Source organism: Falsiruegeria litorea R37, assembly GCF_900172225.1.
GTDB classification, from domain to species: Bacteria; Pseudomonadota; Alphaproteobacteria; order Rhodobacterales; family Rhodobacteraceae; genus Falsiruegeria; species Falsiruegeria litorea.
Window position 1 is genome coordinate 605,556 of sequence record NZ_FWFO01000001.1, and the last position, 23,016, is coordinate 628,571.

Below are 23,016 nucleotides of genomic sequence, written 5' to 3' on the forward strand. Positions count from 1 at the left end.
AACCGAATGGCCACCAAAGCCAAATCAGGAAACGCCATCTTGGAGACGGTCAAGACCATCGTCTATGCCCTGCTGATTGCTGGTGTCTTTCGCACGCTGTTTTTTCAACCGTTCTGGATTCCGTCAGGTTCGATGAAGGAAACGCTGCTGATCGGTGATTTCCTGTTTGTGAATAAAATGGCCTATGGCTACTCCTATGCTTCCTGTCCCAGCCTGATCGTTGATGCCGAGGATATCTGTGGCTGGGCCAAGGGCGACAACACGCGTATTTGGGGCGGTGAGCCCGAGCGTGGCGATGTGGTGGTGTTCCGCCACCCGGTGTCGGGTCGGGATTACATCAAGCGCCTGATCGGCCTGCCGGGCGACAAGGTCCAGATCAAGGATGGGCAGCTTTACCTGAATGGCACCGCGGTCAAGGTCCAGGACGATGGTGTGTTCGAAGAGGTCTATGCCGAGCAAGGCCCGCAGCGCCTGCGCCCACGCTGTGAAAACGGCCCCGTGGGCGAGGGTGGCATCTGCGAAAAGTCGCGCCAGATCGAAACGCTGCCTAATGGGGTCAGCCACGCAATCTTGAACATTGGCAATCAAGCGTCGGACCACACCGGCATCTACACGGTGCCCGAGGGTCATTACTTCTTCATGGGTGACAACCGCGACAACTCCAGCGACAGCCGTTTGCCGCAGTCGGCTGGGGGCGTTGGTTTTGTGCCCTATGAAAACCTGATCGGTCGCGCGGATCGCATCATGTTCTCGTCTGCTGGGCGGTCGATGCTGTTCTTCTGGACCTGGCGGAGTGATCGTTTCTTCAAGGGGGTCGAGTGAAACTTTCAGCCGAATTGAAAGAGTTCCAAGAGCGGATCGGGCATGAGTTTGCCCGGCCCGAGCTGCTGGTGCGCGCGCTGACCCACGGCTCGATCTCGTCGCCGACGCGGGGCGACAACCAGCGGTTGGAGTTCCTGGGCGACCGGGTGCTGGGGCTGGTGATGGCAACTGCTCTGCTGGATCACGACAAGAAGGCGACCGAGGGCCAACTGGCGCCGCGCTTCAATGCCTTGGTGCGCAAAGAGGCCTGCGCCGATGTCGCGCGTCAGATTGATCTGGGCGTGGTGCTGAAACTTGGTCGGTCCGAGATGATGTCGGGTGGTCGCCGCAAGCAGGCCCTGCTGGGCGATGCGATGGAGGCGGTGATCGCTGCCGTTTACAAGGACGGAGGCTTTGACGCGGCGCAGGCGATGATCCTGCGGTTGTGGGGCAACCGCGTGACGACCGTTGAGGCGGACGCGCGCGACGCCAAGACCTCGCTTCAGGAATGGGCGCAGGCCCGAGGCCAGAAACCGCCCGTGTACGAGCAGGTGTCGCGGTCAGGCCCGGATCACGCACCGGTCTTTACCATCGTGGCACGCCTACAGGACGGGACCGAGGCCAAGGCCACCGCAGGGGCCAAGCGGCAGGCGGAACAGGCTGCGGCCAAGGCGCTGCTTGAGGCGTTAACCAAGGCGTAAGCCACAAAGATTTGCAGGCTCTGGTCCTTTCGGTGAAACTCGGTTAGATACCGCACCTTCGAAAAAATGAGGTTGTCCATGACCACACGTGCCGGATTTGTCGCTCTGATCGGTGAACCCAACGCGGGTAAGTCCACGTTGCTCAACCGCATGGTCGGCGCAAAAGTGTCGATCGTGACCCACAAGGTGCAGACCACCCGCGCCCGCATTCGCGGCGTCGCGATGGAAGGTGACAGCCAGTTGGTGTTTGTCGACACACCCGGCCTGTTCCAACCACGGCGCAGGCTGGACCGTGCCATGGTCGCAGCCGCCTGGGGTGGGGCGGCGGACGCCGATGTCATCGTTCTGATGGTCGAGGCGCATCGCGGCATCACCGAAGGTGTGGAGCGTATCCTGGAGGGGCTGGAGGAGATCGGGCAAGGCCGCACGGTGGCACTGGCGATCAACAAGATCGACAAGGTGCAGTCCGAGGTCCTGCTGGGCCTGACCCAGGATTTGAACGAGCGGTACGCATTCGCGGAAACCTTCATGATTTCGGCTGAGCGCGGCTATGGTGTCGACGACCTGCGCGGCTGGCTGGCGGGCAAGCTGCCGGAAAGCCCGTGGCTCTATCCCGAAGATCAGATCGCGGATCTGCCAGTGCGCATGATCGCGGCCGAGATGACGCGCGAAAAGCTGACCCTGCGCCTGCATCAGGAACTGCCGTATCAGTTGACGGTCGAGACCGAAAACTGGGAAGAGCGCAAAGACGGCTCGGCCAAGATCGATCAGGTGATCTATGTGGTCCGCGACGGGCACAAGGGGATCGTTCTGGGCAAGCGCGGCGAGACCATCAAGGCGGTGAGCCAGGCGGCACGGGCCGAGTTGGAAGAGTTTCTGGACCGCAAGATTCACCTCTTCCTGCAGGTCAAGGTGCGGCCCAATTGGCTGGACGAAGCCGAGCGCTATTCCGAGATGGGTCTTGATTTCAAAGACGGAAACGCATGACCCGGCTGACGGCCGAGTTTTGGGTTCAGGCCTATCTGGCGCGGCTCAGGTTTCAGGAAATTCCTGCCTTTGTCGTGGCCCATGGCGATGACACCGCCGGTGCCGTTCTGGTCAAACTGAACACGCTGGACGGGCAGGCGGTGGCGTATCAGCGGGAATACAATCTGATGACGGGCGAACGGGCGTGGTCCGAGTTGGCATCAGGTGCCGAGATGGATGTAGACGCCGCCATTGCGCGCCAACGCGGGTTTGACCCGGATCTATGGGTGATCGAGGTCGAAGACCGCCAGGGACGGCATCTGCTGCGAGATGAGGGGCTGGAGTAGTACCCTCACCAATTTCCGGTTTTGGTGACGATGTCATGGCCAGTCGCAGTCGGTGCTCCACCTGCGAACTCTCTAATTTTGTCGGCAAAGTCCTTGAAGTAGGGCTGGGATTGCACGTGAGCCAAGGTTTCAGCAGTGTCCCAGCGACCCCAATGGATGCGAGTTTCTTTGTCATCGGCAACTGCAACTTGGTACGAAAAACGACCGTCCAACTTCTCGTCCGCATCCAATGCCGAAACAAAGGCGTCGATGGCAGTTCGCCAGACTGTTTCGTCGCCGCTATAGGCGTAGGTGATGGTGATTGCGCGCATGGGGTCACTCCTTTTTAACATTTACGTTAAATAATGGTGGCGACGCGCGGGGAGTCAAGTGGGCTTGCAGCGTCTCGCAGGTTGCGTTCTGTTGGCCTTGGATGTTTTGAGGGGCCGTTTCTTGGACTGGCGCGATCATGGAATTTTGCTGACGGTCAGGCGCCACGGGGAAACCGCGGCGATCATCGACGTGTTCACCGAAGGGCACGGCCGTCATGCGGGTGTTGTTCGTGGGGGCACCAGTCGCAAGGTTGCCCCGATCCTGCAGCCCGGTGCGCAACTGGACCTGCTGTGGCGCGCGCGGCTTGAGGATCACCTGGGCAGCTATCAGGTCGAGCCCCTGCGCAGCCGGGCGGCTGTGGCGCTGTCGGGGCGGTTGCCGCTGTCGGGGCTGAATGCGGTGACAAGCCTGCTGGCATTTGCCTTGCCCGAACGGGAGCCGCATTCGGACCTATACCGACGGTCAGAACAGCTTTTGGACTTGTTGGGGCAGGACGAGATCTGGCCGCTGGCGTATTTGCAGTGGGAAATGGCCCTGCTGGATGAGCTGGGATTTGGAATGGATCTGTCTGCCTGTGCGGTAACCGGCTCGGATCAGGATCTGGCTTACGTTTCGCCCAAATCGGGGCGCGCCGTCTCGCGTGCGGGGGCAGGGCAATGGGTCGACCGGTTGCTGGACCTGCCTCCGGTGATGCTGGGCCAGGGAGGCGCCTCGGATGGCGAGGTGGCTCGAGCTTTGCGCACCACCGGGTATTTTCTGGAACATCGATTGGCGCCTGCCTTGGGATCTCGGCCCCTGCCGGAAGCGCGTGGTCGGTTCGTTGACGCCTTCACTCGGCGGCTGTGAACACCATTTCATTGCCCGCATCATTGCGCAGGATCAGGGTATTCCCAGAGACTTCGGATTGAGTCATCGATAGAAGGGCGGCGAAATAGGTGCCTTCTTCGACTAGGTGGGGGCATTCAGCGGTATCGGCGCCGAATGCTTTGAGTTCGAACCAGGGGTAGGGTGCATCAAGGGCCGCGCGATAGGCGTTGCACGGTGCTTGCCCCGCTATTCGGCCAGTTTCGGGGAACGTCAGAGTGACGGGAACAGAGAAGCGATCTGCGTCGATGCTTTGCAATTCCCAGCTCAGCCCCGCAGCACCATAGGCGGCGATGGTCTCGTCTGAGCTGCACTGCAACAGGGCAAGAAAGGGCAAAATGAGCAAGGTTCGCATTGCGGCTCTCCGGATGGGTTGCGCCGTTGGTAACTGAGATGCCCGGTGCTCTGCAATGGCGGAGCGCTCCCGCCCGTCGTCAATGTCCCTGACGGGACATCTCCTCCCGTTGGGCCAGGCTCATGCAGGCTTTGCCCGCATGAGCCTGGCCCCCCTGCCGTCCGCAGGACGCAAGGCCAAAGGCCGCGCAGATTGTGGCAGGGGATTGTCAGAGGAACCGGCGTGCCGGAAAAGAAAAGGCCCGGTGTTTGAAACCGGGCCCAGTCGGGGAATGTTCTGATGTTGAAGCTTAGCCCAGCAAACGGCGGGCGATGACCTGCGCCTGGATTTCTGCGGCGCCTTCAAAGATGTTAAGGATACGCGCGTCACACAAAACGCGAGAGATCTTGTATTCGAGCGCAAAGCCGTTGCCGCCGTGAATCTGCAGGCCATTGTCCGCCGCAGCCCAGGCCACGCGCGCGCCCAAGAGCTTCGCCATCCCCGCCTCAAGGTCGCAGCGACGGTCGTGGTCTTTTTCCCAGGCCGAGAAATAGGTCAACTGACGCGCTACCATGATCTCGACCGCCATCATCGCCAGTTTGCCCGACACACGGGGGAAGTTGATCAGCGACTTGCCGAACTGTTTGCGATCCTGTGCATATTGCATCGCGATATCCAGCGCACATTGTGCCACGCCGATTGCGCGGGCGGCAGTCTGAATGCGAGCCGACTCGAACGTTTGCATCAGCTGTTTGAAGCCTTTGCCCTCTTCGCCGCCCAGCAGGTTCTCACCCTTCACTTTGAAGCCGTCGAATCCCAGTTCGTATTCTTTCATGCCGCGATAACCCAGCACCTCGATCTCGCCGCCGGTCATGCCGGGGGTAGGGAAGGGGTTCTCGTCCGTTCCGGGTGTCTTTTCCGCCAGGAACATTGACAGACCGCGGTGGTCGGTGGTGTTGGGATCGGTGCGTGCCAGCAGGGTCATCACGTGGGTACGGGCCGCGTGGGTGATCCAGGTCTTGTTGCCGGTGACCTCGTAGTCGCCATCAGCATTCTTGACTGCACGGGTGCGCAAGGAGCCCAGGTCCGAGCCGGTGTTGGGTTCGGTGAAGACAGCCGTGGGCAGGATTTCCGCGCTGGCGATCTTGGGTAGCCAGTTGGCTTTCTGCTCGTCGGTGCCGCCTGCCATGATCAGCTCGGCCGCAATTTCCGAACGCGTGCCCAGAGAACCCACGCCGATGTAGCCGCGCGACAGCTCTTCCGATACGACGCACATGGAGGCCTTGGACAAGCCAAAGCCGCCGAACTCTTCGGGGATGGTCAGGCCAAAGACGCCCATTTCCGCCAATTCATTGATGATCTCGAGCGGGATCAGCTCATCCTTGAGGTGCCATTCGTGCGCTTCGGGCTCGACTTTTTCTTGCGCGTAACGACGGAACTGATCGCGGATCATCTCTAGCTCTTCGTCCAGGCCGGATGCCCCGAACATGGTCGCGCCTGCTTGCTCTTCCATCAGCTCAACCAGGCGCGAACGGGCGGCCTGGCTGTTGGCAGAGGACATCAGTGACTGCACTTCAGCGCATTGGAAACCCGACAGCGCGTCCCAACCCAGCCCCATGTCCTGCAGGCGCACGACCTCGGTCTGGTTCATCGGGATGCCACCTGCGATCTGGTGGAGGTACTCACCGAACGCGATTTGGTGCAGCAACTGCTCCATCTCGCCAAAGTTGCCGTCGGCTTGCAGCGCTTCTGCCCAACGCTGCATTTGTTGCAGCGAGTTCTGATAGGTTGCCAGCCACGCCAGGCCATGTGCGGCAGTCTGGTTGGCCTCGATCAATGCGCCCGAGATCTTGCCATCGGTGCTCACCATGTCGCGGACCGAAGCACGGGCGGCGTCGAACACGGCGTCGACCGGGGCAATCGCCGCGCCGGTCAATGTCAGAAGGTCGGGCAAAATCACGGGGTTCGTCATCGTCGTCATATCCTGTCCGTCATGGGCCATGAATCAATTCCTCTGTTCTTGGCTTGGTCATATCATTTTGCACATGCAGCGCAACATAAATACGCAGAAACCCCACGTTTGGTTCATTTGTTGCGTCATCATTTTTGCAGTGCAGCGTGCGCCAGGGGTGATATTGGTGGGGCATGACGACTCTGTTTTCGATCCTCAGCCCCTTTGAATGGGCTTTGGCCTTTGGTGTCTTGTTCATTGCTGGACTGATCAAAGGCATGGTGGGTTTTGCCATGCCAATGATCTCAATTGCCGGGCTGAGCATGGTGCTGCCCCCTGATTGGGCCTTGGCGGGGCTGATCATTCCGACACTTGTGACCAATGGGATGCAGGCCTTGGGGCAGGGCGCACGCGCGGCGGTGACATCGGTCAAACGGTTCCGCGTGTTTCTGATCGTTGGATTGATTTTTTTGCTGATCAGTTCGCAACTGGTGACACGGGTGGATGCGGACACCTTTCTGTTGATGATCGCCATTCCGGTTGCGCTTTTTGCGGTGATGCAGCTTTTGGGCCTGCGCTTTTCGCTGTCAGCCCCTTCGCCGCGGATCGAAGCCGCGACCGGGGCGGTCGCAGGGTTCGTGGGCGGCATGGCGGGCGTCTGGGGGCCGCCTACGGTGGCTTATCTGACGGCACTCAATACGCCCAAGGCAGATCAGATGCGAGTGCAGGGGGTGATCTACGGGCTGGGAGCCGTGGCGCTGGTTGGTGCGCATCTCGCATCTGGCATCCTGCGCGGCGAGACGGTGATCTTCTCGCTTGCTTTGGTCGTGCCTGGGGTTCTTGGGATGTGGGCAGGGGGGCAGCTGCAGGATCGGATCGATCAAGCTGCATTCCGCCGCATCACCCTGATTGTGCTGCTGGTAGCGGCGCTGAACTTGCTACGCCGCGCGCTGATGGGTTAAGCGATCAGAGGATCGGCAAGCGGGCCGTGATTTCGCGGTCTTGCTCTGGCGTCAGATAGTTGGGGTGGTGTTCCGCCAAGATGGTTTGCGCCGTCTTTCGAGCCACCGACCAGGCATCGGGGGCGCCTTTGTCTTCCCAGGTCTTCGGCGTGTCGCGATCAGCGATCTGGGGGTAGAAGTAATCCCTTTCCATGGCTGAAAGCGTGTGTGCTCCGCCCAGGAAATGGCCCTCGCCCAATATGGCTTCGCATATTGCATCAAAGCCCAGGTTCTCGGGCGTCACTTCGACGCCGCGTAGCGCTCGGTAAGTGTGCGCGTGCATTTCGTTGTCCAACACAAAGGCCTCGAAGCTGGCTCCCAGAAGCGAGGCGGTCATACCCGAACTTTCGTAAATCAGGTTGCCTCCGGCCAAGGCCGCCGCGAGAGAGGTCATGGCTTTTTCAACCCCGTATTGCGCGTCCAAGGCTTTGGCGTCGGTCATCGAAGCCGCGACGCCCGAGGGCAGGCCCAGCCAGTTGGACAATTGAGCCGAAGCCGCGTTGAGGACGGCGATCTCTCCGCCGCCGCCTGCAAAGGCCCCGGTGCGCAGGTCGATGACCAGTGGCCAGTTAGAGAACACCATGGGATGGCCGGGCTTGATAACCTGAACCATGACAAGGCTGGCGAGTGTTTCTGCCAGCGACTGTGCCAGGAAACCAGCGAGGGTGGCGGGGGCGGTGGCTCCGGCTTGGGCAGCGGTGATGCAAGAAACAGGGATGTTGTGTTTGAGGCAGGCAAAGGTGACGTCAACGGCGTCTTCAGCATAGCGCATCGGAGAGATCACCGGTGAAATGTGCGCCTTTAGAAAGGGGCGTTGTGCAAAGGCCCCTGGATCGCCAGCAGCGATGTCGAGCATGTCGACGATGGGGCTGACGTGTTCCGCAAGGGTGAATGCGGTGGCAACGGGTTTGGTTGTGTGTCTAATCAGGGAATATGCGGTGTTCACATCCAGCTGGAACGTATCCTCGACGTCTGTGGCGATGCAGCAGCGCGTGAACCAGCTGATGTTGGTCAACCGATCCTGGAGGCGGGTGAAATCACACAAATCCTGCAGTGTAGACGGGCGGTATTGACCGTTGTTGAGGTCCAAGGTCTGAACTGCGGCTCCTCCGGTTCCGAAATGCACATGTTGTCCGCCGACCTCGATGCTGCGACCGGGATCGCGACCATGCAGCGTGAACTTGCTCGGGGCCGTGGCAACTGCGCTGCGCACCAAGGTTTCAGGCAGCAGCAAGCGATCTCCGGCTTGGACTGCCCCGGCCTTGATCAAGGCATGTGCGAGCTTGTCTGGAGTTTCTCCCATTCCGAGGTTGGCCAACAAGCGAAGCGCTGTTTCGAAGATCGCGACTAGATCGCCATCGGACAAAGGCTTGTATTGCCCACCGATCTGTCCCGGGGGGCAGGGATTTACTTTGGGTGGAGCTGCACGTTGTGCGTGGCGTTCCTTGCGTCCAGATCTCCGGGCACGGTGTTTGTCTCGCGATGTCACGTCTGCAGCCTCGTTTCATTCATGACAAAACTAGACACGAGCAAGGGGACACGGCTCAAGCTCCTCGGCTTGGTTGCGGTATCCGTAAATCAAGTTTTCAGAACTTGGAAAGTCCCTGGATCAAGAGCGGCCGCGCATGTAGCGGAAGACGTAGAGCAGACCCAGCATCAAGAAGAACAGGCCAAATATGTCACCGATCAGGTAGGCCACGTATTCGACGGTTGCACTGCCAAATGCCATATTGGTGAGCAAGGCGGTCAAGATCGAGGTGACAATCCCGACACCCATGACACAAGGCCAACACGGCGTTTTCCCGGGTTGCGGGCGAATGTCCTGTCCAACCAGTGCAAGTAGCATGAAAACCGCAGGCGCCACGGTTACGGCGATTGCAATTGCTGCGAGCCTGCTCGGCATGAAGACGTCCATGCCGCCGACATAAAGAAAGACGAGGAAAACACCTGGTAAAAGCGCGGGAATGGCACGCCATCCAAGCAGCCACGCGGTTAGAACGCGGATTCCGTGCGGCAAGAATAGCAAACTTGCCCGGCTTGGAAACTCGGGAAAGAACATGCTTTGCAACGGGGTAATCACCTCGAATACAAGCAAAAAGGCTGCGAGATAGAGGCCCGAAGCAATAAGTGTTTCTTTAACCAGCGAATGCACGTACGAGTCCGCCGGGCGTTGCTGTCGTATTAGATTCCCGGTCCATTAACCGTATATTGCCCTCTGTTCACCGTATTGCAGTGCGACAAGTACCCTTTGTTGACCAGGGATTTCAGCGCACGAAAAAACGTAGGGCGAGAAACGGTTTCGAGTAGGGTATGTTCGATCAAACCTACGGTTCGAACCCCGTTTCCATTTTCTGACAGCTCGTTGGCGGCATAGTAGATGTCACGTTCAACCGGTGTAAGGTCTTGTAATCCCAGCGAACGCTCCATGCTGAGCATGAGTTTTCTAAGTTCCGCCAGTTTCGAAAGTTCACACATAATTTCAGTTGCCTGTTCAGTGACTTGTTGATCTCAATGGCACGTAGTCGCGACAGTGTCGCAGCCAAAAGTTACTGATTTCATTAAGTATCATATTGACACATGAAATCAATGGCGTAAGCTACATGATGTTAGGCTGCTTTTTTGTGAGTGGTGGCAGCCAATAAGATCCTTTCATTGCGTTGCCCGGTGCCGTCAGGTGCCGGGTTTTTTCTGACACAAAACTGTAACGAAGTTTGATTGATCCGGCAATCAATAATGGATCACAATTTGTGCAACCCAATGAAATAAGGCCCCATATTTTGTGATGGGGCCTTAGTCTTATTCAGATATTGCAGCTGTTTCGCGTCAGCCGATTGCAACGGCTTTGACGTCCTCGTCGATGTACGGGATGTACTGCTCAAAGTTGTCAGCGAACATCTGCACCAGTTTCGCGGCTTGTTTGTCAAATGCTTCCTGATCGTCCCAGGTGCGGCGGGGATCCAGCAGAACCTCGGCCACGCCAGGCACGGCAACCGGTACATCAAAGCCAAAGTTTGCGTCCTTGCGGAATTCAGCCTCGGCCAGCGATCCGTCCAGAGCTGCAGTCAGCAGCGCGCGGGTCGCACGGATTGGCATGCGCGAACCCACGCCGTGGGCACCGCCGGTCCAGCCGGTGTTGACCAACCAGCAGGTTGCACCGTGCTGGGCGATCTTTTCGCGCAGCAGGTTGCCATAAACCTCAGGCCGACGCGGCATGAAGGGAGCGCCAAAGCAGGTCGAGAAGGTCGGCTGCGGCTCGGTCACGCCACGTTCGGTGCCGGCCACCTTGGAGGTGAAGCCCGACAGGAAGTGATACATCGCCTGCGCGGGTGTCAGGCGCGCGATCGGAGGCAGAACGCCAAATGCATCACAGGTCAGCATGATGATGTTCTTGGGGTGACCACCCATGGCCGAGGCGGACGCGTTCGAGATGTACTCGAGCGGGTAAGCGCAGCGCATGTTTGCGGTCAGGCTGTCATCGTCGAAGTCCAGTTCCTTGGTCTCTTCGTCAAAGATCATGTTTTCGATCACGGTGCCAAACTTGGTCGTGGTCGCATAGATCTCGGGCTCGGCCTCGGCGCTCAGGTTGATGGTCTTGGCATAACAGCCGCCTTCGAAATTGAAGGTGCCGCGGTCCGACCAACCGTGCTCGTCGTCACCGATCAGAGTGCGCGAGGGGTCTGCCGACAGGGTGGTTTTGCCGGTGCCCGACAGGCCAAAGAACACGGCCGCGTCGACCGGGTTGCCGATGGCGTGGTTGGCCGAGCAGTGCATTGGCATGACGCCTTTTTCGGGCAGCATGTAATTCAGCAGGGTAAAGACCGACTTTTTGTTTTCACCCGCATACTCGGTGCCGCCGATCAGGATGACCTTTTTGTCAAAGTTCAGCGCGATCACGGTTTCCGAGTTGCAGTTGTGCTTGGCCGGGTCCGCTTTGAAGCTGGGGCAGTTGATTACGGTGAAATCCGAAACGAATTCGTCCAGATCCTCACGCGATGGACGGCGCAGCAGGTGACGAATGAACAGGTTGTGCCACGCCAGCTCGGTTACCATGCGTACGTTGATCGAATAGGCCGGGTCAGATCCGCCAACCAGATCCTGCACAAAGTAGTCCTTGCCCTTCATGTGCTCGAGCATGTCGGCATAAAGCGCATCGAACCCTTCGGGGCTCATGGCGGCGTTGTTGTCCCACCAGATGGTGTCCTTGACGCTCTCGGTCTTGACGACGTGCTTGTCCTTGGGCGAGCGGCCAGTGAATTTGCCGGTGGTGACCAGAAACGCGCCGCCATTGCCCAGCGTACCTTCGTCGCGCTTGAGGGCTGCTTCGATCAGCGCCGGTTCCATGAAGTTGTAATAGACATTGCCCAGACCCTCGATGCCCTGATCTTCGAGGCGGAATTGCGGGTTAACCCGTCCAGATGTCATGCTTTAATTCTCCTGTGTCGGCGTGCGGCGCTTGAAACCGATCTATCACCGTTGGGGCTTTTGGTCCGGCCTGATGCCGGTGAGGCGGGTCTTAACATGACGGTTTGGGACATGAACAGGACGCTTTGGCGCAGTTAGCGCAACCAAGGCAATGTTTAGCGCAATCATCATTTTTCAGCTGTTTCCGTAGGCACTTATTCAGTCCTCAGTAAGGTTTTTTTGTCTCAATACCGGGGAAAGAGGCGATCGAAACGCAGTTATGGATTGATTCGCCCCCTCAAAAGAGCGATGAATGGGAAAAAATAAGGCAGAATTGAGCAGCATAGGGGCACATTCAGATGTCAAAAATTGCTTTGGTGGACGACGACAGGAATATCCTGACGTCGGTTTCCATGACTCTCGAAGCCGAAGGATTCGAAGTCGAAACATATAATGACGGCCAAGCCGCGCTTGATGCATTTAACAAGAAGCTGCCGGATATGGCTGTGCTGGATATCAAGATGCCGCGCATGGATGGCATGGATCTGTTGCAGCGTCTGCGTCAGAAAACCCAGATGCCGGTTATCTTTCTGACGTCCAAGGACGATGAGATTGATGAAGTTCTCGGACTGCGGATGGGGGCGGACGATTACGTCAAGAAGCCGTTCTCGCAGCGTCTGTTGGTGGAACGCATCCGGGCGTTGTTGCGGCGTCAGGAAACGGTGGCGGGCGATGCCGCCGGAACCACCACGGGCGAGACCAAGGTTATGGAACGCGGACACCTTCGGATGGATCCGCTGCGCCACGCCGTGAGCTGGAAGGGCAAGGATGTCTCGCTGACTGTGACCGAATTCCTGCTGCTGCAGGCGTTGGCGCAGCGTCCCGGCTTTGTCAAAAGCCGCGATCAGCTGATGGATGTCGCCTATGACGATCAGGTCTATGTTGACGATCGGACCATCGACAGCCACATCAAACGCCTGCGCAAGAAGATGCGCAGCGCGGATGAGGATTTCGCGGCGATTGAGACGCTGTACGGGATCGGCTACAGATATAACGAAGAGTAACGGACCGAACCGGTTCAATCCGAAAGGGATGTCGTGCGCGATACCGGCACATCTCAAGGCGACGGCAGCGGTGACGTAGTGTTGGGCGACGATTGGGTCGCCCCGCAAAGCACCGTTTCGAAAGAGCTGCGGGTCAAGCGGGCCCGGCGCAGCTTGTTTTCGCTCAAAGGTTCGCCGCTGACACGTAAGATCATCACGTTCAACCTGATTGCTCTCATCATTCTGGTTGCGGGAATTCTGTACCTCAGTGACTCACGTGATAGCCTGATCACTCAAAGAGCCGGGGCGCTGGTTGGCGAGACCCGGTTGGTTGCAGACGTTTTCGAAGCACAGATGCCCGAAGGCAGCCCGGTCAATCTGGCAACCGGAGACGGTATCGACGCAGCCGAAACGCTGAACGGGTTAAGCCTGCGTGCTGGTGTCGAAGTTTACGTCTATGACAGTGCCAACACATTGATTGCACACGGGACTGGCAATGAAGGCCCCGGATCATTGTCTAGCCAGGCGGACAAGAACGACGGGACGACATTCATCAGTGATACGTTGGCGGCTCTTTGGGGGGCTGTTTCCAGCCCGTTTTCAACGCCAGTGCAACAAACCGCAGCCGATCTTGAAACCGAGTTGCAGAAACTCGTGCCGTTGGCCCTGTCTGACGGCACCCAAGTTGAAGTCCTGCAGAATGTGGCAGGCGGGCGTGTTTTTGCAACCGCGACACCGATCGTGCAAAACGGCAACCCGGTGGGTGTTGTTGCGATGGCAAGCCCCTCGGGTGAGATTGACATGCTTGCCAAGCGCGAGCGTGAACGAGTGTATCAGATGTTCATTGTCGCACTTTTGGTGTCTGTGGGGCTCAGCTTGGTCTTGGCGTCGACGATCGCAAATCCCTTGGCGGACCTTGCGGAAGCCGCCGAGTTGGGTCGCGATCGTAACGCGCGCAGGATGAACCCCGGCCGCATTCGTATCCCCGACCTTTCGGCACGCCCAGATGAGATCGGGCGGCTGAGTCGAGCGCTCCGTGGGATGGTCTCGGCGCTCTATACGCGTATTGATGGCAATGAGCAGTTTGCGGCAGACGTGGCTCATGAAATCAAGAACCCGCTGGCGAGCCTGCAGTCTGCTGTTGGTACGCTTCGGATGGTCAAGCGCGATGATCAGCGTGAAAAGCTGATGGAGGTGATCGAACACGACGTGCGACGCCTTGATCGCCTGGTCAGTGACATCTCCAACGCCTCGAGGCTGGATGCTGAATTGGTCAAAGAAGACGAAACCCCCTTCGATCTTTTGGCGATGCTTGGCAATCTGAACCAGTATCTGGGAGAGGATGCGCGCAGTAAGGGTATCGATTACATTACCGACCTGCCGCCCGAGCCCATCGTTCTTCATGGACTCGAGGCACGTTTGGCGCAGGTTTTTGTTAACCTTATTACCAATGCAATCTCGTTCTGCGAGGATGGTGACGCAATCCGGGTTTGGGCACGCAAAAGATCCAATCGGGTTCTGATTGTGGTCGAAGATACGGGGCCGGGAATTCCTGATCAGGCTCTGAGCAAGATCTTCAAGCGCTTTTATTCCCAACGCCCGGAAGAGCACTTTGGCAACAACTCGGGCCTTGGGCTTGCGATTTCAAAACAGATTGTCGAGGCTCATGGTGGTGTGATCTGGGCAGAAAACATTCGGCCCACCGAAGCGGATGTAACCTCTGATCCATTGGGCGCTCGCTTTGTTGTGGGGCTTCCGGTTTGATCCATGCCGGGTGGTCCTGCTGATCAACCGACAATGACGACAATAATGCATGCCAGCTGCGTCTCGATGTCCGGCCAGGCCCTGTTGATCGTTGGGGATTCGGGCAGCGGAAAATCTGCTTTGGCTTTGCAGCTATTGGCATTTGGTTGCGATCTGGTCGCGGATGATAGGGTCTCTGTTTCAGTTGGTGCAGACGGTCTGACAGCAGAAGCTCCTCCCAGTCTACCCAAATTGATCGAGGCACGGGGTATCGGTTTGCTCCGGTCGGTGATATGTGAACCGGCAAGACTTTGTGCAGTTGTTGATATGAATACTCTTGAAACAGACCGCTTGCCTCCAGCGCGAAAATGGTCGCTGCTTGGACAGGACCTCCCCTTGTTTCTTAGGGTCGAAGGCCCACATTTCGCAGCCGCACTGGCTCAGATGATGAAATACGGTTGGTATGACCCGGAATGACTGAGATCGCGGAAAAATCGAAACAGATCGTTCTGGTGACCGGGCCCTCAGGGGCTGGCCGAACAACAGCGATCCGTGTGCTTGAGGATCTGGAGTTCGAAGCCATCGACAATCTTCCGATGGGGATGGTGACGCGTCTGGTCAAGGCATCGACTGCGGAGCGCCCTTTGGCGCTTGGCATTGATACCCGCAATCGCGATTTCACCACGGCTGGATTTTTGGACCTTGTAGAGCATTTACGCGAATTCCCCGATACCGAGGCGACGACGCTGTATCTGGATTGTCGCGTAAAGGTTCTGTTGCAGCGGTTTTCCGAGACGCGGCGGAGGCATCCGATGGCGCCTGAGGATCGGCCCGAAGTGGGCATTCGCAGAGAGATGGATTTGCTTAGCGCAGTCAGGGATGTCGCCGATTTCTTGATCGATACTTCGGATCTGAATGTCCATCAGCTGAGAGATGAGGTCGAGAGATGGTTCGCACCTGAAGGGGGGCGGCAGTTGGCCGTTTCCGTGCAGTCATTTTCTTATAAGCGTGGGTTGCCCACAGGCGTTGATATGGTTCTGGATTGTCGGTTCTTATCCAACCCCTATTGGGACCCCGCATTGCGCGCGATGGATGGACGGCACGCGGGGGTCGCTGAACACGTGAACAAGGACGAACGGTTTGAACCGTTTTTTAAGCGGGCCATGGATCTGATCCAGTTTTTGATTCCGGCCTATCAGGCTGAGGGAAAGACACATCTGTCGATCGCGTTTGGATGCACGGGTGGGCAGCATCGTTCGGTATTGCTTGCGGAAACCACGGCAAAGGCTCTTGCAGAGCAGGGCATGCAAGTGTCAATTAGGCACCGCGAACTGGAACGCCGCAAGGGCGATTGAGAGGCGGGATTGATCGGAATAGTGATCGTGGCACATGGGGGGCTGGCCAAGGAGTATCTGGCCGCCATGGAACATGTGGTCGGACAGCAAGCAGGTATGCGCGCCATCTCGATCGAGGCGGATCATGATCGAGAGGAAAAGCAGCAAGAAATCTGCGCCGCAGCAGATGCTGTGGATTGCGGCGACGGGGTTATCATGGTCACCGACCTTTTTGGTGGCTCGCCATCCAACTTGAGTTTGCGAGCCTGCACGCCGTCAGATCGCCGGATCCTATATGGTGCCAACCTTCCCATGCTCATCAAGCTGGCCAAGAGTCGCCATCTGCCAATAGCGGAGGCGGTGCGTGGGGCCATGGAAGCAGGCAAGAAATACATCAACATGCGCAATGTCGCGCCTGAATGACAACTTTGGTTTCATATGATTAATCGAACGCTCAAAATCGAAAACGAAAAGGGTCTGCACGCCCGCGCCTCGGCGAAACTGGTCGAGGTGGTCGAAGGCTTTGACGCTTCGGCAGAGGTGTCCAAAGATGGCCTGTCGGCCTCGGGTGACAGTATTATGGGTCTTTTGATGTTGGCAGCGTCCCGCGGAACAACTATTGACGTCGAGACGTCTGGCCCGGATGCTGAGGCGTTGGCAGATGCTCTGGAAACTCTGGTCGCTGATAAGTTTGGCGAAGGGTTCTAAGGGTCTTTGTCGGGGGAGACACCGGAACAGAAAGACGTGCACGTGGCCGAGACCACCCAAAGCAACAAAACGGGTGCGGTATCCGAACTGGATGACGCCGTTGGCGAGATCTATGATCGTCGCACTTTGACCTACGCCAATTCGTTTGATGATGCGTGGACGTCAACCGCGATCAAAGCGATCGAATGGATGACGGGCAAGATCACCATTTTGCGGATGGTCAATCGGTTCGAAAAGCAAAACGAGAACTATCGCGGACAGAAGTTTTGGCGCGGCGCGCTGAACATCATGGGAATCGATCTGCAAACCCCACAGGAGCAGCTGGAAAACATTCCAGATAGCGGGCCTGTGGTGGTGGTGGCCAACCATCCCCACGGGATGGTAGATGGGATGATCCTGGCTGATCTGATCGGCAACGTGCGCCAAGACTATCGCATTTTGACTCGTTCGGTCCTGACCGGGCTCGACGAGGCGGCGACCTCTTTTATGATCCCGGTTCCATTCCCTCATGATCCAGATGCCCAGGCCAAGATGGTCGAGATGCGCGCCAAGGCAATGGGGCATCTGAAAGATGGTGGTGTTGTAGCGCTGTTCCCGTCAGGTGTCGTGATGTCTTCGGATACGATGTTCGGCCCCGCGATCGAGCGGGAGTGGAACGTGTTCACCGCCAAGATGATCCGCCGTTCGGGCGCCAAAGTGGTGCCAATCTTCTTCCCCGGCCACAACTCGCGTTGGTATCTGATGGCCAACCGGTTCTCGGCGATCCTGCGTCAGGGTTTGCTGCTGCACGAGATCGTGCGGTCTTGCAACAAGCCGCAGGCGCCGGTTGTTGGCAAACCGATCTCGGACGAAGATATGAAACTGCTGGAAACCAATCCGCGCGGGTTTATGGCCTGGTTGCGCGAGCACACGATGAACTTGGGCAGAAAGTAGTCTCGGTCTGCTTCAACGGGTCGGGACTGGTGCGTCTCCACGGTAGTCATAAAAGCCACGTTGGGTCTTGCGGCCCAACCAGCCGGCTTCGACATATTTGGTTAGCAGCGGGCAGGGGCGATATTTGGTATCTGCCAGTCCATCGTGCAGAACGTTCATGATCGCGAGACACGTGTCCAGCCCGATAAAGTCCGCCAGTTCAAGTGGCCCCATAGGATGGTTCGCGCCCAGTATCATGGACTGGTCGATAGACCGCACGTTCCCGACGCCTTCGTAGAGGGTATAGACCGCTTCGTTGATCATGGGCATCAGGATGCGGTTCACGATGAAGGCCGGGAAATCTTCGGCGCTGGCTGCGGTTTTGCCCAGTCGATCCACGACGCCTTTGCAGGCTGCATAGGTTTCTTCGTCGGTAGCGATGCCCCGGATCAGCTCTACCAATTGCATCAGCGGTACGGGGTTCATGAAGTGGAACCCCATGAACCGTTCGGGCCGGTCAGTGCGGCTGGCTAGGCGCGTGATCGAGATCGAAGACGTGTTAGACGTCAGGATCGTATGCGGGAGCAAGTGCGGCTGAATCTCGTCAAATATTGCTTGCTTGATGTCTTCTCGTTCGGTTGCGGCTTCGATTACCAGATCGGTCTGTCCCAGTTCCGGCAGGTGCAGGGTGGTCTGGATGCGGCCCATTGCGGCCTTGACGTCCTGATCGGCAATCTTGCCCCGCGATGCTTGGCGCGACAGGTTTCCGCCGATTGTATCAAGGGCGGCATCAAGCGCGTCCTGGCTGATGTCGCTCAGCAACACATCATATCCTGACAGGGCCAAGACGTGGGCGATGCCGTTGCCCATTTGACCTGCTCCGACGACGCCAACCTTTTGGATGCTCATATGACTTGTGCCTTTTTCTCCGCGCTAAGGCGACCTTATGCGCAGGGCGGGGGCGGCGGCAAGAGGCGGGGGTGTGAACAAATTGCTTCAAATCCGCACATTAGGGGAATCGCAACGCTTGGGACCGAAAACTGACATCGGGTGACAAAACACTTTGGTGGGTGACATGAGTTATGAAATGCAGGGCGCGCATGCGCCCGATCATTTGACTTGTCGATATGGGGTATCAAGGCTGTACTTTCGCGGACCGAAACGGTCGCTAGAGGCGCCATATGTGGCCTGTATCGGGGGGACAGAAACATATGGGCGCTTTGTGTCCGATCCTTTCCCCGCATTGCTGGAGCGGCGTCTGGGCGGGGCCTGTGTGAACTTTGGCAGTATCAACAGCGGGCTTGATTCGATCCTTAATGACCCTGAGCTGATGCGGCTTGCAAGCGGGGCCGAAGCTTGCATCGTGCAACTACCGGGCGCGCAGAATCTGTCGAACCGGCTCTACCGGGTTCATCCGCGGCGCAACGACCGGTTTCTTGAGGCATCCAAGCTTTTGACGGCGCTTTATGATGAAGTGGATTTTACCGAGTTTCATTTCAACAAGCATTTGTTGACGCGACTTTTGGAATTGTCTCAGGGCCGGTTTGAAATCGTACGCGAAGAGTTGCGGCAAGCCTGGATGGCTCGAATGCGGTCATTGGTTGAGGCGATTGACGGGCAGGTTTTGCTGCTATGGCTGCGCTATGCGCCGCCTGAAGAGGGAGAGGTGCCCTTGGGTCCAGAGCCGTTGATGGTGACGTCTGATATGGTGAACAGCCTGAGAGGGGCCGTGGCATCGATCATTGAGCTGCCGGTGAAGATGGCCGGAGAATCCGATGAGCTGGGCGATATGATCTTTGGCACCATGCAGGAACCAGCAGCCGAGCATATGATTGGCCCGGCCACGCATCAGATCATTGCAGATCGCGTATACCGGAATTTGCGGGATCTGGATTGACGAAAAAGGCCCGCCAAATCTGGCGGGCCTTTCAAATTTCAAGCCAGCACTTCCGGCTTAGCCGAGTTTCTCAGTCAGCTCGGGAACGGCGGCGAACAGGTCTGCAACCAGGCCATAGTCGGCAACTTGGAAGATCGGTGCTTCTTCGTCTTTATTGATTGCGACGATGATCTTGGAATCTTTCATACCGGCCAGGTGCTGGATTGCGCCCGAGATGCCGACAGCGACATACAGCTCGGGTGCAACAACCTTACCGGTCTGACCAACCTGCCAGTCGTTCGGGGCATAGCCCGAGTCGACCGCGGCGCGCGAGGCACCAACAGCAGCGCCCAGCTTGTCTGCCAGACCTTCGATCAGTTTGAAGTCCTCTTCCGAGCCAACGCCACGGCCACCCGAAACGACAACGCCAGCCGAGGTCAGCTCGGGGCGGTCGCTTTCGGCAACCTTATCTTCGACCCAAGACGACAGGCCAGGATCAGCAGCAGCCGATACGGTTTCGACAGCGGCCGAGCCGCCTTCGCCAGCGGCGTCAAAGGTCGAGGTGCGGAAGGTGATGACCTTCTTGGCGTCCGACGATTTGACGGTCTGCATGGCGTTGCCAGCGTAGATCGGGCGCACAAAGGTCGCGCCGTCAACCACTTCGGTCGCGTCCGAGATCACCATCACGTCGAGCAGAGCCGCAACGCGGGGCATCACGTTCTTGGCGTCGGTGGTGGCCGGTGCAACGATGTGCTCGAAATCGCCAGCCAGCGACACGATCAGCGCTGCGGTCGATTCCGCCAGGCGGTGGCCCAAGGTTTCGTCTTCGGCGACCAGAACCTTGGCGACACCGTCGATCTTGGCAGCCGCTTCGCCAGCTGCGGCGGCAGAACCACCGGCGGCCAGTACGGTCACGTCACCCAGTGCCTTGGCGGCGGTGACAGCCTTGGCGGTGGCGTCCAGCGCCAGTTCACCATTGTTTACTTCGGCGAGAAGAAGAACAGCCATTACACAGCCCCCGCTTCTTTGAGTTTCTCGACCAGCTCGTCAACCGAGCCAACGACGATGCCTGCGGCACGTGCGGGTGGCTCTTCGGTCTTGACGATTTCCAGACGCGGGGAAACGTCGACGCCATAGTCAGCGGCAGTCTTGGTATCCAGCGGCTTTTTCTTGGCCTTCATGATGTTGGGCAACGAGGCATAGCGCGGCTCGTTCAGGCGCAGGTCAACGGTGATGATGGCGGGCATCTTCACGTTGATGGTCTGCAGGCCGCCGTCGACCTCGCGGGTCACCTTGGCGGTGTCGCCTTCGATGTCCAGCTCGGACGCGAACGTACCTTGCGACCAACCCAGCAGGGCCGACAGCATCTGACCGGTGGCGTTCATGTCGTTGTCGATGGCCTGCTTGCCGGCCAGAACAACACCGGGCTGCTCTTCTTCGACAACTTTCGCCAGGATCTTGGCAACAGCCAGCGGCTCGATGTCGGTGTGAACATCGTCAGCAGCTTCGACCAGGATGGCGCGGTCCGCGCCCATGGCCAACGCGGTGCGCAGGGTTTCCTGAGCTTTCGCGACGCCGATGGACACGACGACGATCTCGTCGGCCTTGCCGGCTTCTTTCAGGCGGATCGCCTCTTCCACTGCAATCTCGTCGAAGGGGTTCATCGACATTTTGACATTGGCGAGATCGACACCGCTACCATCCGCGTTAACGCGAACCTTCACATTGTAGTCAATCACGCGCTTGACAGGCACAAGTACCTTCATTTTTGCGTTTGCTCCTTACAAAAACGGCAAGCCGCAGGGCGACTCCACCAATGCTCTCTCGGGCTAGATAGCGTCTTGGGCCACCTCGCAACAGGGCAAAATCGTCACGTCAGTGCCTATCGACGTCGCGTTTCGATATTTTGCGAGCGCTAAACGCAAGAAAATTTCGCCCATGCGCGGCTGAAGCCCGAGTCGGTCAGGTGCGGGCAGGGCCAATTTGTCGCAACTGGAATGCAGGTTTCAGCGGTTCGCGCCAGGAACCCAAAGCACATCATCCTTGCCGCCATTGTTGGAAGCACGCGCTGCGACAAAGAACCAATCGCTCAGACGGTTGAGGTATTTCACCACCGACGGGTTCACTGCCTCATGCGCACTCAGCTCAACCGACAGACGCTCGGCGCGCCGTGCCACGGTACGGCAAACGTGCAGATGTGCGGCCAAGGCAGTGCCACCGGGCAGGATGAAGCTGCGCAGCGGATCAAGGCTGCCGTTCATCGTGTCGATCTCACCTTCGAGCCGATCCACCTGTTCGGGCGTGACGCGCAGTGGCGGGTATTCGGCCTCGGCGTCGTTGTCCATGTCGGGGCGGCACAGGTCCGCGCCAAGATCAAACAGGTCGTTTTGGATGCGCGACAGGGCTGCGTCCATCTCACCTTCGGCCACCAGCCGTGCAACGCCGACAAAAGAGTTCAGCTCGTCAGTGGTGCCATAGGCGGTCACGCGGTCCGAGTATTTGGCCACGCGGTCGCCATTGCCCAGGGCGGTGTCGCCCTTGTCGCCGGTACGGGTGTAGATCTTGTTGAGGACGACCATTTACTGACCTCCTTGACCGCGTAGATAGACGTAAAGAACGATCAGGATCACAGCGATGGCCTGAAACAGGATGCGCAGGCGCATCATCTTATTGGCGTATTTGGCGTTGAACTTGCCGCCTGCACCAAATCCTCCGATGCCGATGGCCAAGACCAGCACGACGGCAAACATGGCCCCGAGCATGACGACAAAAACCAGGTTTTCCATTTGCGGCCTCACAGCAAAAAAGGTGAACACTTGCCGGTCATCTAGCGGCGGATGGGACAAAAGCGAACAGGTTTTTTTGTCTCAGAGCCGCGTCAGGATGCGGTCAGTGGCCCGAGTGGACAGGACGCGCCGCAGGAAACCACCGATGTAAGTGGGGGTCGTGACGTAATAGCGTGGGCGCGGTCGGGCGGCTGTGGCCGCGTGCACAAGACGCTTGGTCACGAAAGAGGGGGGGAGCTCAAAGGTGTCTGGGTGTCCCGAGCTGTGATAGAGGCGCTTGAGCAGTGAGCTTTCATATTTGTCGCGTAGGGCCGAGTTTTCCCAATCGATGTAGCGCTCAAAAATCGGAATTGCCTTTTCCCGAAGCTTAGATGTGACGGGACCAGGTTCGATAAGCGACACTTCGATGCCAGAGCCATGCAGTTCCAGCCGCAGGGTATCGGTGAGCCCTTCGAGGGCATATTTCGTTGCCACATAGGCGCCGCGCCAAGGAAAGGCGACCAAGCCAAGTATCGAAGAGCATTGAACGATCCTGCCGGCCCCTTGTTTTCGCATCACTGGGATGACCTGACGGGTCAACTCGTGCCAGCCAAAGAAATTGGTCTCGAAAATGTGCCGCAACCCGTCTGTGGGGATGTCTTCAACCGCTCCGGGAAACCCATGCGCGCCGTTGTTGAACAAAACGTCAAGCGTGCCACCAGTGGCGTCCAGAACCTCTTGCAGGCCAGAGGTGATGGACGCTGCATTGGTGTAGTCGATCAGTGGGCTGTCAAAACCCTCTTCACGCAGGCGCTCACAATCGGTTTGCTTGCGGCAAGAGGCAAACACGCGCCATCCTTGGTCGCGCATGCCCAAGGCCGCGTCATAACCAATGCCGGATGAGCAGCCCGTGATCAGAATGGTTTTTTGCATATCGTCCCTCGCCTGCGTTTGCAG

General features: G+C 58.1%; 27 protein-coding genes. 14 read left to right on the forward strand and 13 right to left on the reverse strand.

The features are described 5' to 3' along the window. Positions 1-6 precede the first annotated feature (6 nt). From lepB to TRL7639_RS03120, 4 genes are all read left to right on the forward strand, one after another. Positions 7-822 (forward strand): signal peptidase I, encoded by an 816-nt coding sequence (lepB, locus tag TRL7639_RS03105; RefSeq protein WP_085794322.1) that lies wholly within the window; start codon positions 7-9, stop codon positions 820-822. Continuing rightward, on the forward strand, positions 819-1,502 hold the full coding sequence (gene rnc, locus TRL7639_RS03110) for a ribonuclease III (protein WP_085794323.1): 684 nt from the start codon (positions 819-821) through the stop codon (positions 1,500-1,502). The genes lepB and rnc overlap by 4 nt, the downstream gene beginning before the upstream one ends. A gap of 78 nt (positions 1,503-1,580) precedes the next feature. After that, positions 1,581-2,489 (forward strand): GTPase Era, encoded by a 909-nt coding sequence (gene era / locus TRL7639_RS03115; protein WP_085794324.1) that lies wholly within the window; start codon positions 1,581-1,583, stop codon positions 2,487-2,489. Further along, positions 2,486-2,815: a DUF1491 family protein gene (locus TRL7639_RS03120; RefSeq protein ID WP_085794325.1), complete on the forward strand. Its 330-nt coding sequence runs from the start codon at positions 2,486-2,488 to the stop codon at positions 2,813-2,815. Before era ends, TRL7639_RS03120 begins: the two co-directional genes overlap by 4 nt. 5 nt (positions 2,816-2,820) lie before the next feature. Here the strand turns inward: TRL7639_RS03120 and TRL7639_RS03125 are convergent, their stop codons facing one another. Continuing rightward, the gene (locus TRL7639_RS03125; RefSeq protein WP_085794326.1) at positions 2,821-3,126 is read right to left on the reverse strand and encodes a hypothetical protein; all 306 of its coding nucleotides are present in this window, start codon (positions 3,124-3,126) and stop codon (positions 2,821-2,823) included. Positions 3,127-3,247: 121 nt separating this feature from the next. On the opposite strand from TRL7639_RS03125, the gene recO reads away from it, so the two are divergent. Beyond that, the gene (recO, locus tag TRL7639_RS03130) at positions 3,248-3,973 is read left to right on the forward strand and encodes a DNA repair protein RecO (protein WP_085796234.1); all 726 of its coding nucleotides are present in this window, start codon (positions 3,248-3,250) and stop codon (positions 3,971-3,973) included. Here recO and TRL7639_RS03135 read toward each other — a convergent pair. Both TRL7639_RS03135 and TRL7639_RS03140 read right to left on the reverse strand, forming a co-directional pair. Further along, positions 3,957-4,346: an META domain-containing protein gene (locus TRL7639_RS03135; RefSeq protein ID WP_085794327.1), complete on the reverse strand. Its 390-nt coding sequence runs from the start codon at positions 4,344-4,346 to the stop codon at positions 3,957-3,959. The two genes, recO and TRL7639_RS03135, sit on opposite strands and share 17 nt — an antisense overlap. Positions 4,347-4,635: 289 nt before the next feature. Further along, positions 4,636-6,327, reverse strand: coding sequence for an acyl-CoA dehydrogenase family protein (locus tag TRL7639_RS03140; protein WP_085794328.1), 1,692 nt, complete (start codon positions 6,325-6,327; stop codon positions 4,636-4,638). Positions 6,328-6,470: 143 nt separating this feature from the next. On the opposite strand from TRL7639_RS03140, the gene TRL7639_RS03145 reads away from it, so the two are divergent. Beyond that, complete coding sequence (locus tag TRL7639_RS03145) at positions 6,471-7,238, forward strand: sulfite exporter TauE/SafE family protein (RefSeq protein ID WP_085794329.1); 768 nt, start codon at positions 6,471-6,473, stop codon at positions 7,236-7,238. Between the two features lie 4 nt (positions 7,239-7,242). Here TRL7639_RS03145 and TRL7639_RS03150 read toward each other — a convergent pair whose 3' ends face one another. From TRL7639_RS03150 to TRL7639_RS03165, 4 genes are all read right to left on the reverse strand, one after another. Continuing rightward, positions 7,243-8,766 (reverse strand): trimethylamine methyltransferase family protein, encoded by a 1,524-nt coding sequence (locus tag TRL7639_RS03150; protein WP_085794330.1) that lies wholly within the window; start codon positions 8,764-8,766, stop codon positions 7,243-7,245. Positions 8,767-8,886: 120 nt separating this feature from the next. After that, entirely contained in the window at positions 8,887-9,429 is a 543-nt protein-coding gene (locus tag TRL7639_RS03155) for a hypothetical protein (protein ID WP_235820240.1), read from the reverse strand. Between the two features lie 29 nt (positions 9,430-9,458). After that, positions 9,459-9,752: a helix-turn-helix domain-containing protein gene (locus TRL7639_RS03160; protein ID WP_085794331.1), complete on the reverse strand. Its 294-nt coding sequence runs from the start codon at positions 9,750-9,752 to the stop codon at positions 9,459-9,461. Between the two features lie 348 nt (positions 9,753-10,100). Then, positions 10,101-11,699 carry a phosphoenolpyruvate carboxykinase gene (locus TRL7639_RS03165; protein ID WP_085794332.1) on the reverse strand — a complete coding sequence of 533 codons (1,599 nt, stop codon included), beginning with the start codon at positions 11,697-11,699 and terminating at the stop codon, positions 10,101-10,103. Between the two features lie 338 nt (positions 11,700-12,037). Between TRL7639_RS03165 and TRL7639_RS03170 the strand changes: the two genes are divergently transcribed. The 7 genes from TRL7639_RS03170 to TRL7639_RS03200 are packed head-to-tail and all read left to right on the forward strand — an operon-like array spanning position 12,038 to position 17,439. After that, on the forward strand, positions 12,038-12,742 hold the full coding sequence (locus tag TRL7639_RS03170; protein WP_085794333.1) for a response regulator transcription factor: 705 nt from the start codon (positions 12,038-12,040) through the stop codon (positions 12,740-12,742). Between the two features lie 33 nt (positions 12,743-12,775). Beyond that, on the forward strand, positions 12,776-14,485 hold the full coding sequence (locus TRL7639_RS03175) for a sensor histidine kinase (protein WP_085794334.1): 1,710 nt from the start codon (positions 12,776-12,778) through the stop codon (positions 14,483-14,485). A 45-nt stretch (positions 14,486-14,530) separates the two neighbouring features. Beyond that, the gene (locus TRL7639_RS03180; RefSeq protein WP_306456273.1) at positions 14,531-14,941 is read left to right on the forward strand and encodes an HPr kinase/phosphorylase; all 411 of its coding nucleotides are present in this window, start codon (positions 14,531-14,533) and stop codon (positions 14,939-14,941) included. Beyond that, positions 14,938-15,819 (forward strand): RNase adapter RapZ, encoded by an 882-nt coding sequence (gene rapZ / locus TRL7639_RS03185; protein WP_085794336.1) that lies wholly within the window; start codon positions 14,938-14,940, stop codon positions 15,817-15,819. Before TRL7639_RS03180 ends, rapZ begins: the two co-directional genes overlap by 4 nt. A 9-nt stretch (positions 15,820-15,828) precedes the next feature. After that, on the forward strand, positions 15,829-16,221 hold the full coding sequence (locus tag TRL7639_RS03190) for a PTS sugar transporter subunit IIA (RefSeq protein ID WP_085794337.1): 393 nt from the start codon (positions 15,829-15,831) through the stop codon (positions 16,219-16,221). Between the two features lie 15 nt (positions 16,222-16,236). After that, positions 16,237-16,506: an HPr family phosphocarrier protein gene (locus TRL7639_RS03195; protein ID WP_085794338.1), complete on the forward strand. Its 270-nt coding sequence runs from the start codon at positions 16,237-16,239 to the stop codon at positions 16,504-16,506. A gap of 42 nt (positions 16,507-16,548) precedes the next feature. Then, positions 16,549-17,439, forward strand: coding sequence for a lysophospholipid acyltransferase family protein (locus TRL7639_RS03200; RefSeq protein WP_085796236.1), 891 nt, complete (start codon positions 16,549-16,551; stop codon positions 17,437-17,439). Positions 17,440-17,451: 12 nt separating this feature from the next. Here the strand turns inward: TRL7639_RS03200 and TRL7639_RS03205 are convergent, their stop codons facing one another. Beyond that, on the reverse strand, positions 17,452-18,327 hold the full coding sequence (locus TRL7639_RS03205; RefSeq protein WP_085794339.1) for a 3-hydroxybutyryl-CoA dehydrogenase: 876 nt from the start codon (positions 18,325-18,327) through the stop codon (positions 17,452-17,454). A gap of 178 nt (positions 18,328-18,505) precedes the next feature. Here TRL7639_RS03205 and TRL7639_RS03210 point away from each other — a divergent pair, with 178 nt between their 5' ends. Continuing rightward, positions 18,506-19,315 carry a DUF6473 family protein gene (locus TRL7639_RS03210; RefSeq protein WP_235820336.1) on the forward strand — a complete coding sequence of 270 codons (810 nt, stop codon included), beginning with the start codon at positions 18,506-18,508 and terminating at the stop codon, positions 19,313-19,315. A 57-nt stretch (positions 19,316-19,372) separates the two neighbouring features. Here TRL7639_RS03210 and TRL7639_RS03215 read toward each other — a convergent pair whose 3' ends face one another. From TRL7639_RS03215 to TRL7639_RS03235, 5 genes are all read right to left on the reverse strand, one after another. Then, on the reverse strand, positions 19,373-20,302 hold the full coding sequence (locus TRL7639_RS03215) for an electron transfer flavoprotein subunit alpha/FixB family protein (RefSeq protein ID WP_085794341.1): 930 nt from the start codon (positions 20,300-20,302) through the stop codon (positions 19,373-19,375). Then, the gene (locus TRL7639_RS03220; protein WP_085794342.1) at positions 20,302-21,060 is read right to left on the reverse strand and encodes an electron transfer flavoprotein subunit beta/FixA family protein; all 759 of its coding nucleotides are present in this window, start codon (positions 21,058-21,060) and stop codon (positions 20,302-20,304) included. The genes TRL7639_RS03215 and TRL7639_RS03220 overlap by 1 nt, the downstream gene beginning before the upstream one ends. A gap of 240 nt (positions 21,061-21,300) precedes the next feature. Continuing rightward, positions 21,301-21,873: a cob(I)yrinic acid a,c-diamide adenosyltransferase gene (locus TRL7639_RS03225; RefSeq protein ID WP_085794343.1), complete on the reverse strand. Its 573-nt coding sequence runs from the start codon at positions 21,871-21,873 to the stop codon at positions 21,301-21,303. Continuing rightward, complete coding sequence (locus tag TRL7639_RS03230; protein WP_085794344.1) at positions 21,874-22,080, reverse strand: twin transmembrane helix small protein; 207 nt, start codon at positions 22,078-22,080, stop codon at positions 21,874-21,876. Between the two features lie 81 nt (positions 22,081-22,161). Further along, a complete protein-coding gene (locus TRL7639_RS03235) occupies positions 22,162-22,992 on the reverse strand; it encodes an SDR family NAD(P)-dependent oxidoreductase (RefSeq protein WP_085794345.1) in 831 nt (276 codons plus the stop codon). Positions 22,993-23,016 lie beyond the last annotated feature (24 nt).

Coding starts and splice junctions, on each gene's coding strand:
- TRL7639_RS03120 (WP_085794325.1), top strand. CDS start 2,486: ATGACCCGGCTGACGGCCGAGTTTTGGGTTCAGGCCTATCTGGCGCGG.
- TRL7639_RS03140 (WP_085794328.1), bottom strand. CDS start 6,327: ATGGCCCATGACGGACAGGATATGACGACGATGACGAACCCCGTGATT.
- TRL7639_RS03220 (WP_085794342.1), bottom strand. CDS start 21,060: ATGAAGGTACTTGTGCCTGTCAAGCGCGTGATTGACTACAATGTGAAG.
- era (WP_085794324.1), top strand. CDS start 1,581: ATGACCACACGTGCCGGATTTGTCGCTCTGATCGGTGAACCCAACGCG.
- TRL7639_RS03195 (WP_085794338.1), top strand. CDS start 16,237: ATGATTAATCGAACGCTCAAAATCGAAAACGAAAAGGGTCTGCACGCC.
- TRL7639_RS03225 (WP_085794343.1), bottom strand. CDS start 21,873: ATGGTCGTCCTCAACAAGATCTACACCCGTACCGGCGACAAGGGCGAC.
- TRL7639_RS03145 (WP_085794329.1), top strand. CDS start 6,471: ATGACGACTCTGTTTTCGATCCTCAGCCCCTTTGAATGGGCTTTGGCC.
- TRL7639_RS03160 (WP_085794331.1), bottom strand. CDS start 9,752: ATGTGTGAACTTTCGAAACTGGCGGAACTTAGAAAACTCATGCTCAGC.
- rapZ (WP_085794336.1), top strand. CDS start 14,938: ATGACTGAGATCGCGGAAAAATCGAAACAGATCGTTCTGGTGACCGGG.
- TRL7639_RS03135 (WP_085794327.1), bottom strand. CDS start 4,346: ATGCGAACCTTGCTCATTTTGCCCTTTCTTGCCCTGTTGCAGTGCAGC.
- TRL7639_RS03205 (WP_085794339.1), bottom strand. CDS start 18,327: ATGAGCATCCAAAAGGTTGGCGTCGTCGGAGCAGGTCAAATGGGCAAC.
- TRL7639_RS03210 (WP_235820336.1), top strand. CDS start 18,506: ATGCAGGGCGCGCATGCGCCCGATCATTTGACTTGTCGATATGGGGTA.
- lepB (WP_085794322.1), top strand. CDS start 7: ATGGCCACCAAAGCCAAATCAGGAAACGCCATCTTGGAGACGGTCAAG.
- TRL7639_RS03180 (WP_306456273.1), top strand. CDS start 14,531: ATGCATGCCAGCTGCGTCTCGATGTCCGGCCAGGCCCTGTTGATCGTT.
- TRL7639_RS03125 (WP_085794326.1), bottom strand. CDS start 3,126: ATGCGCGCAATCACCATCACCTACGCCTATAGCGGCGACGAAACAGTC.
- TRL7639_RS03170 (WP_085794333.1), top strand. CDS start 12,038: ATGTCAAAAATTGCTTTGGTGGACGACGACAGGAATATCCTGACGTCG.
- TRL7639_RS03165 (WP_085794332.1), bottom strand. CDS start 11,699: ATGACATCTGGACGGGTTAACCCGCAATTCCGCCTCGAAGATCAGGGC.
- TRL7639_RS03235 (WP_085794345.1), bottom strand. CDS start 22,992: ATGCAAAAAACCATTCTGATCACGGGCTGCTCATCCGGCATTGGTTAT.
- TRL7639_RS03230 (WP_085794344.1), bottom strand. CDS start 22,080: ATGGAAAACCTGGTTTTTGTCGTCATGCTCGGGGCCATGTTTGCCGTC.
- TRL7639_RS03215 (WP_085794341.1), bottom strand. CDS start 20,302: ATGGCTGTTCTTCTTCTCGCCGAAGTAAACAATGGTGAACTGGCGCTG.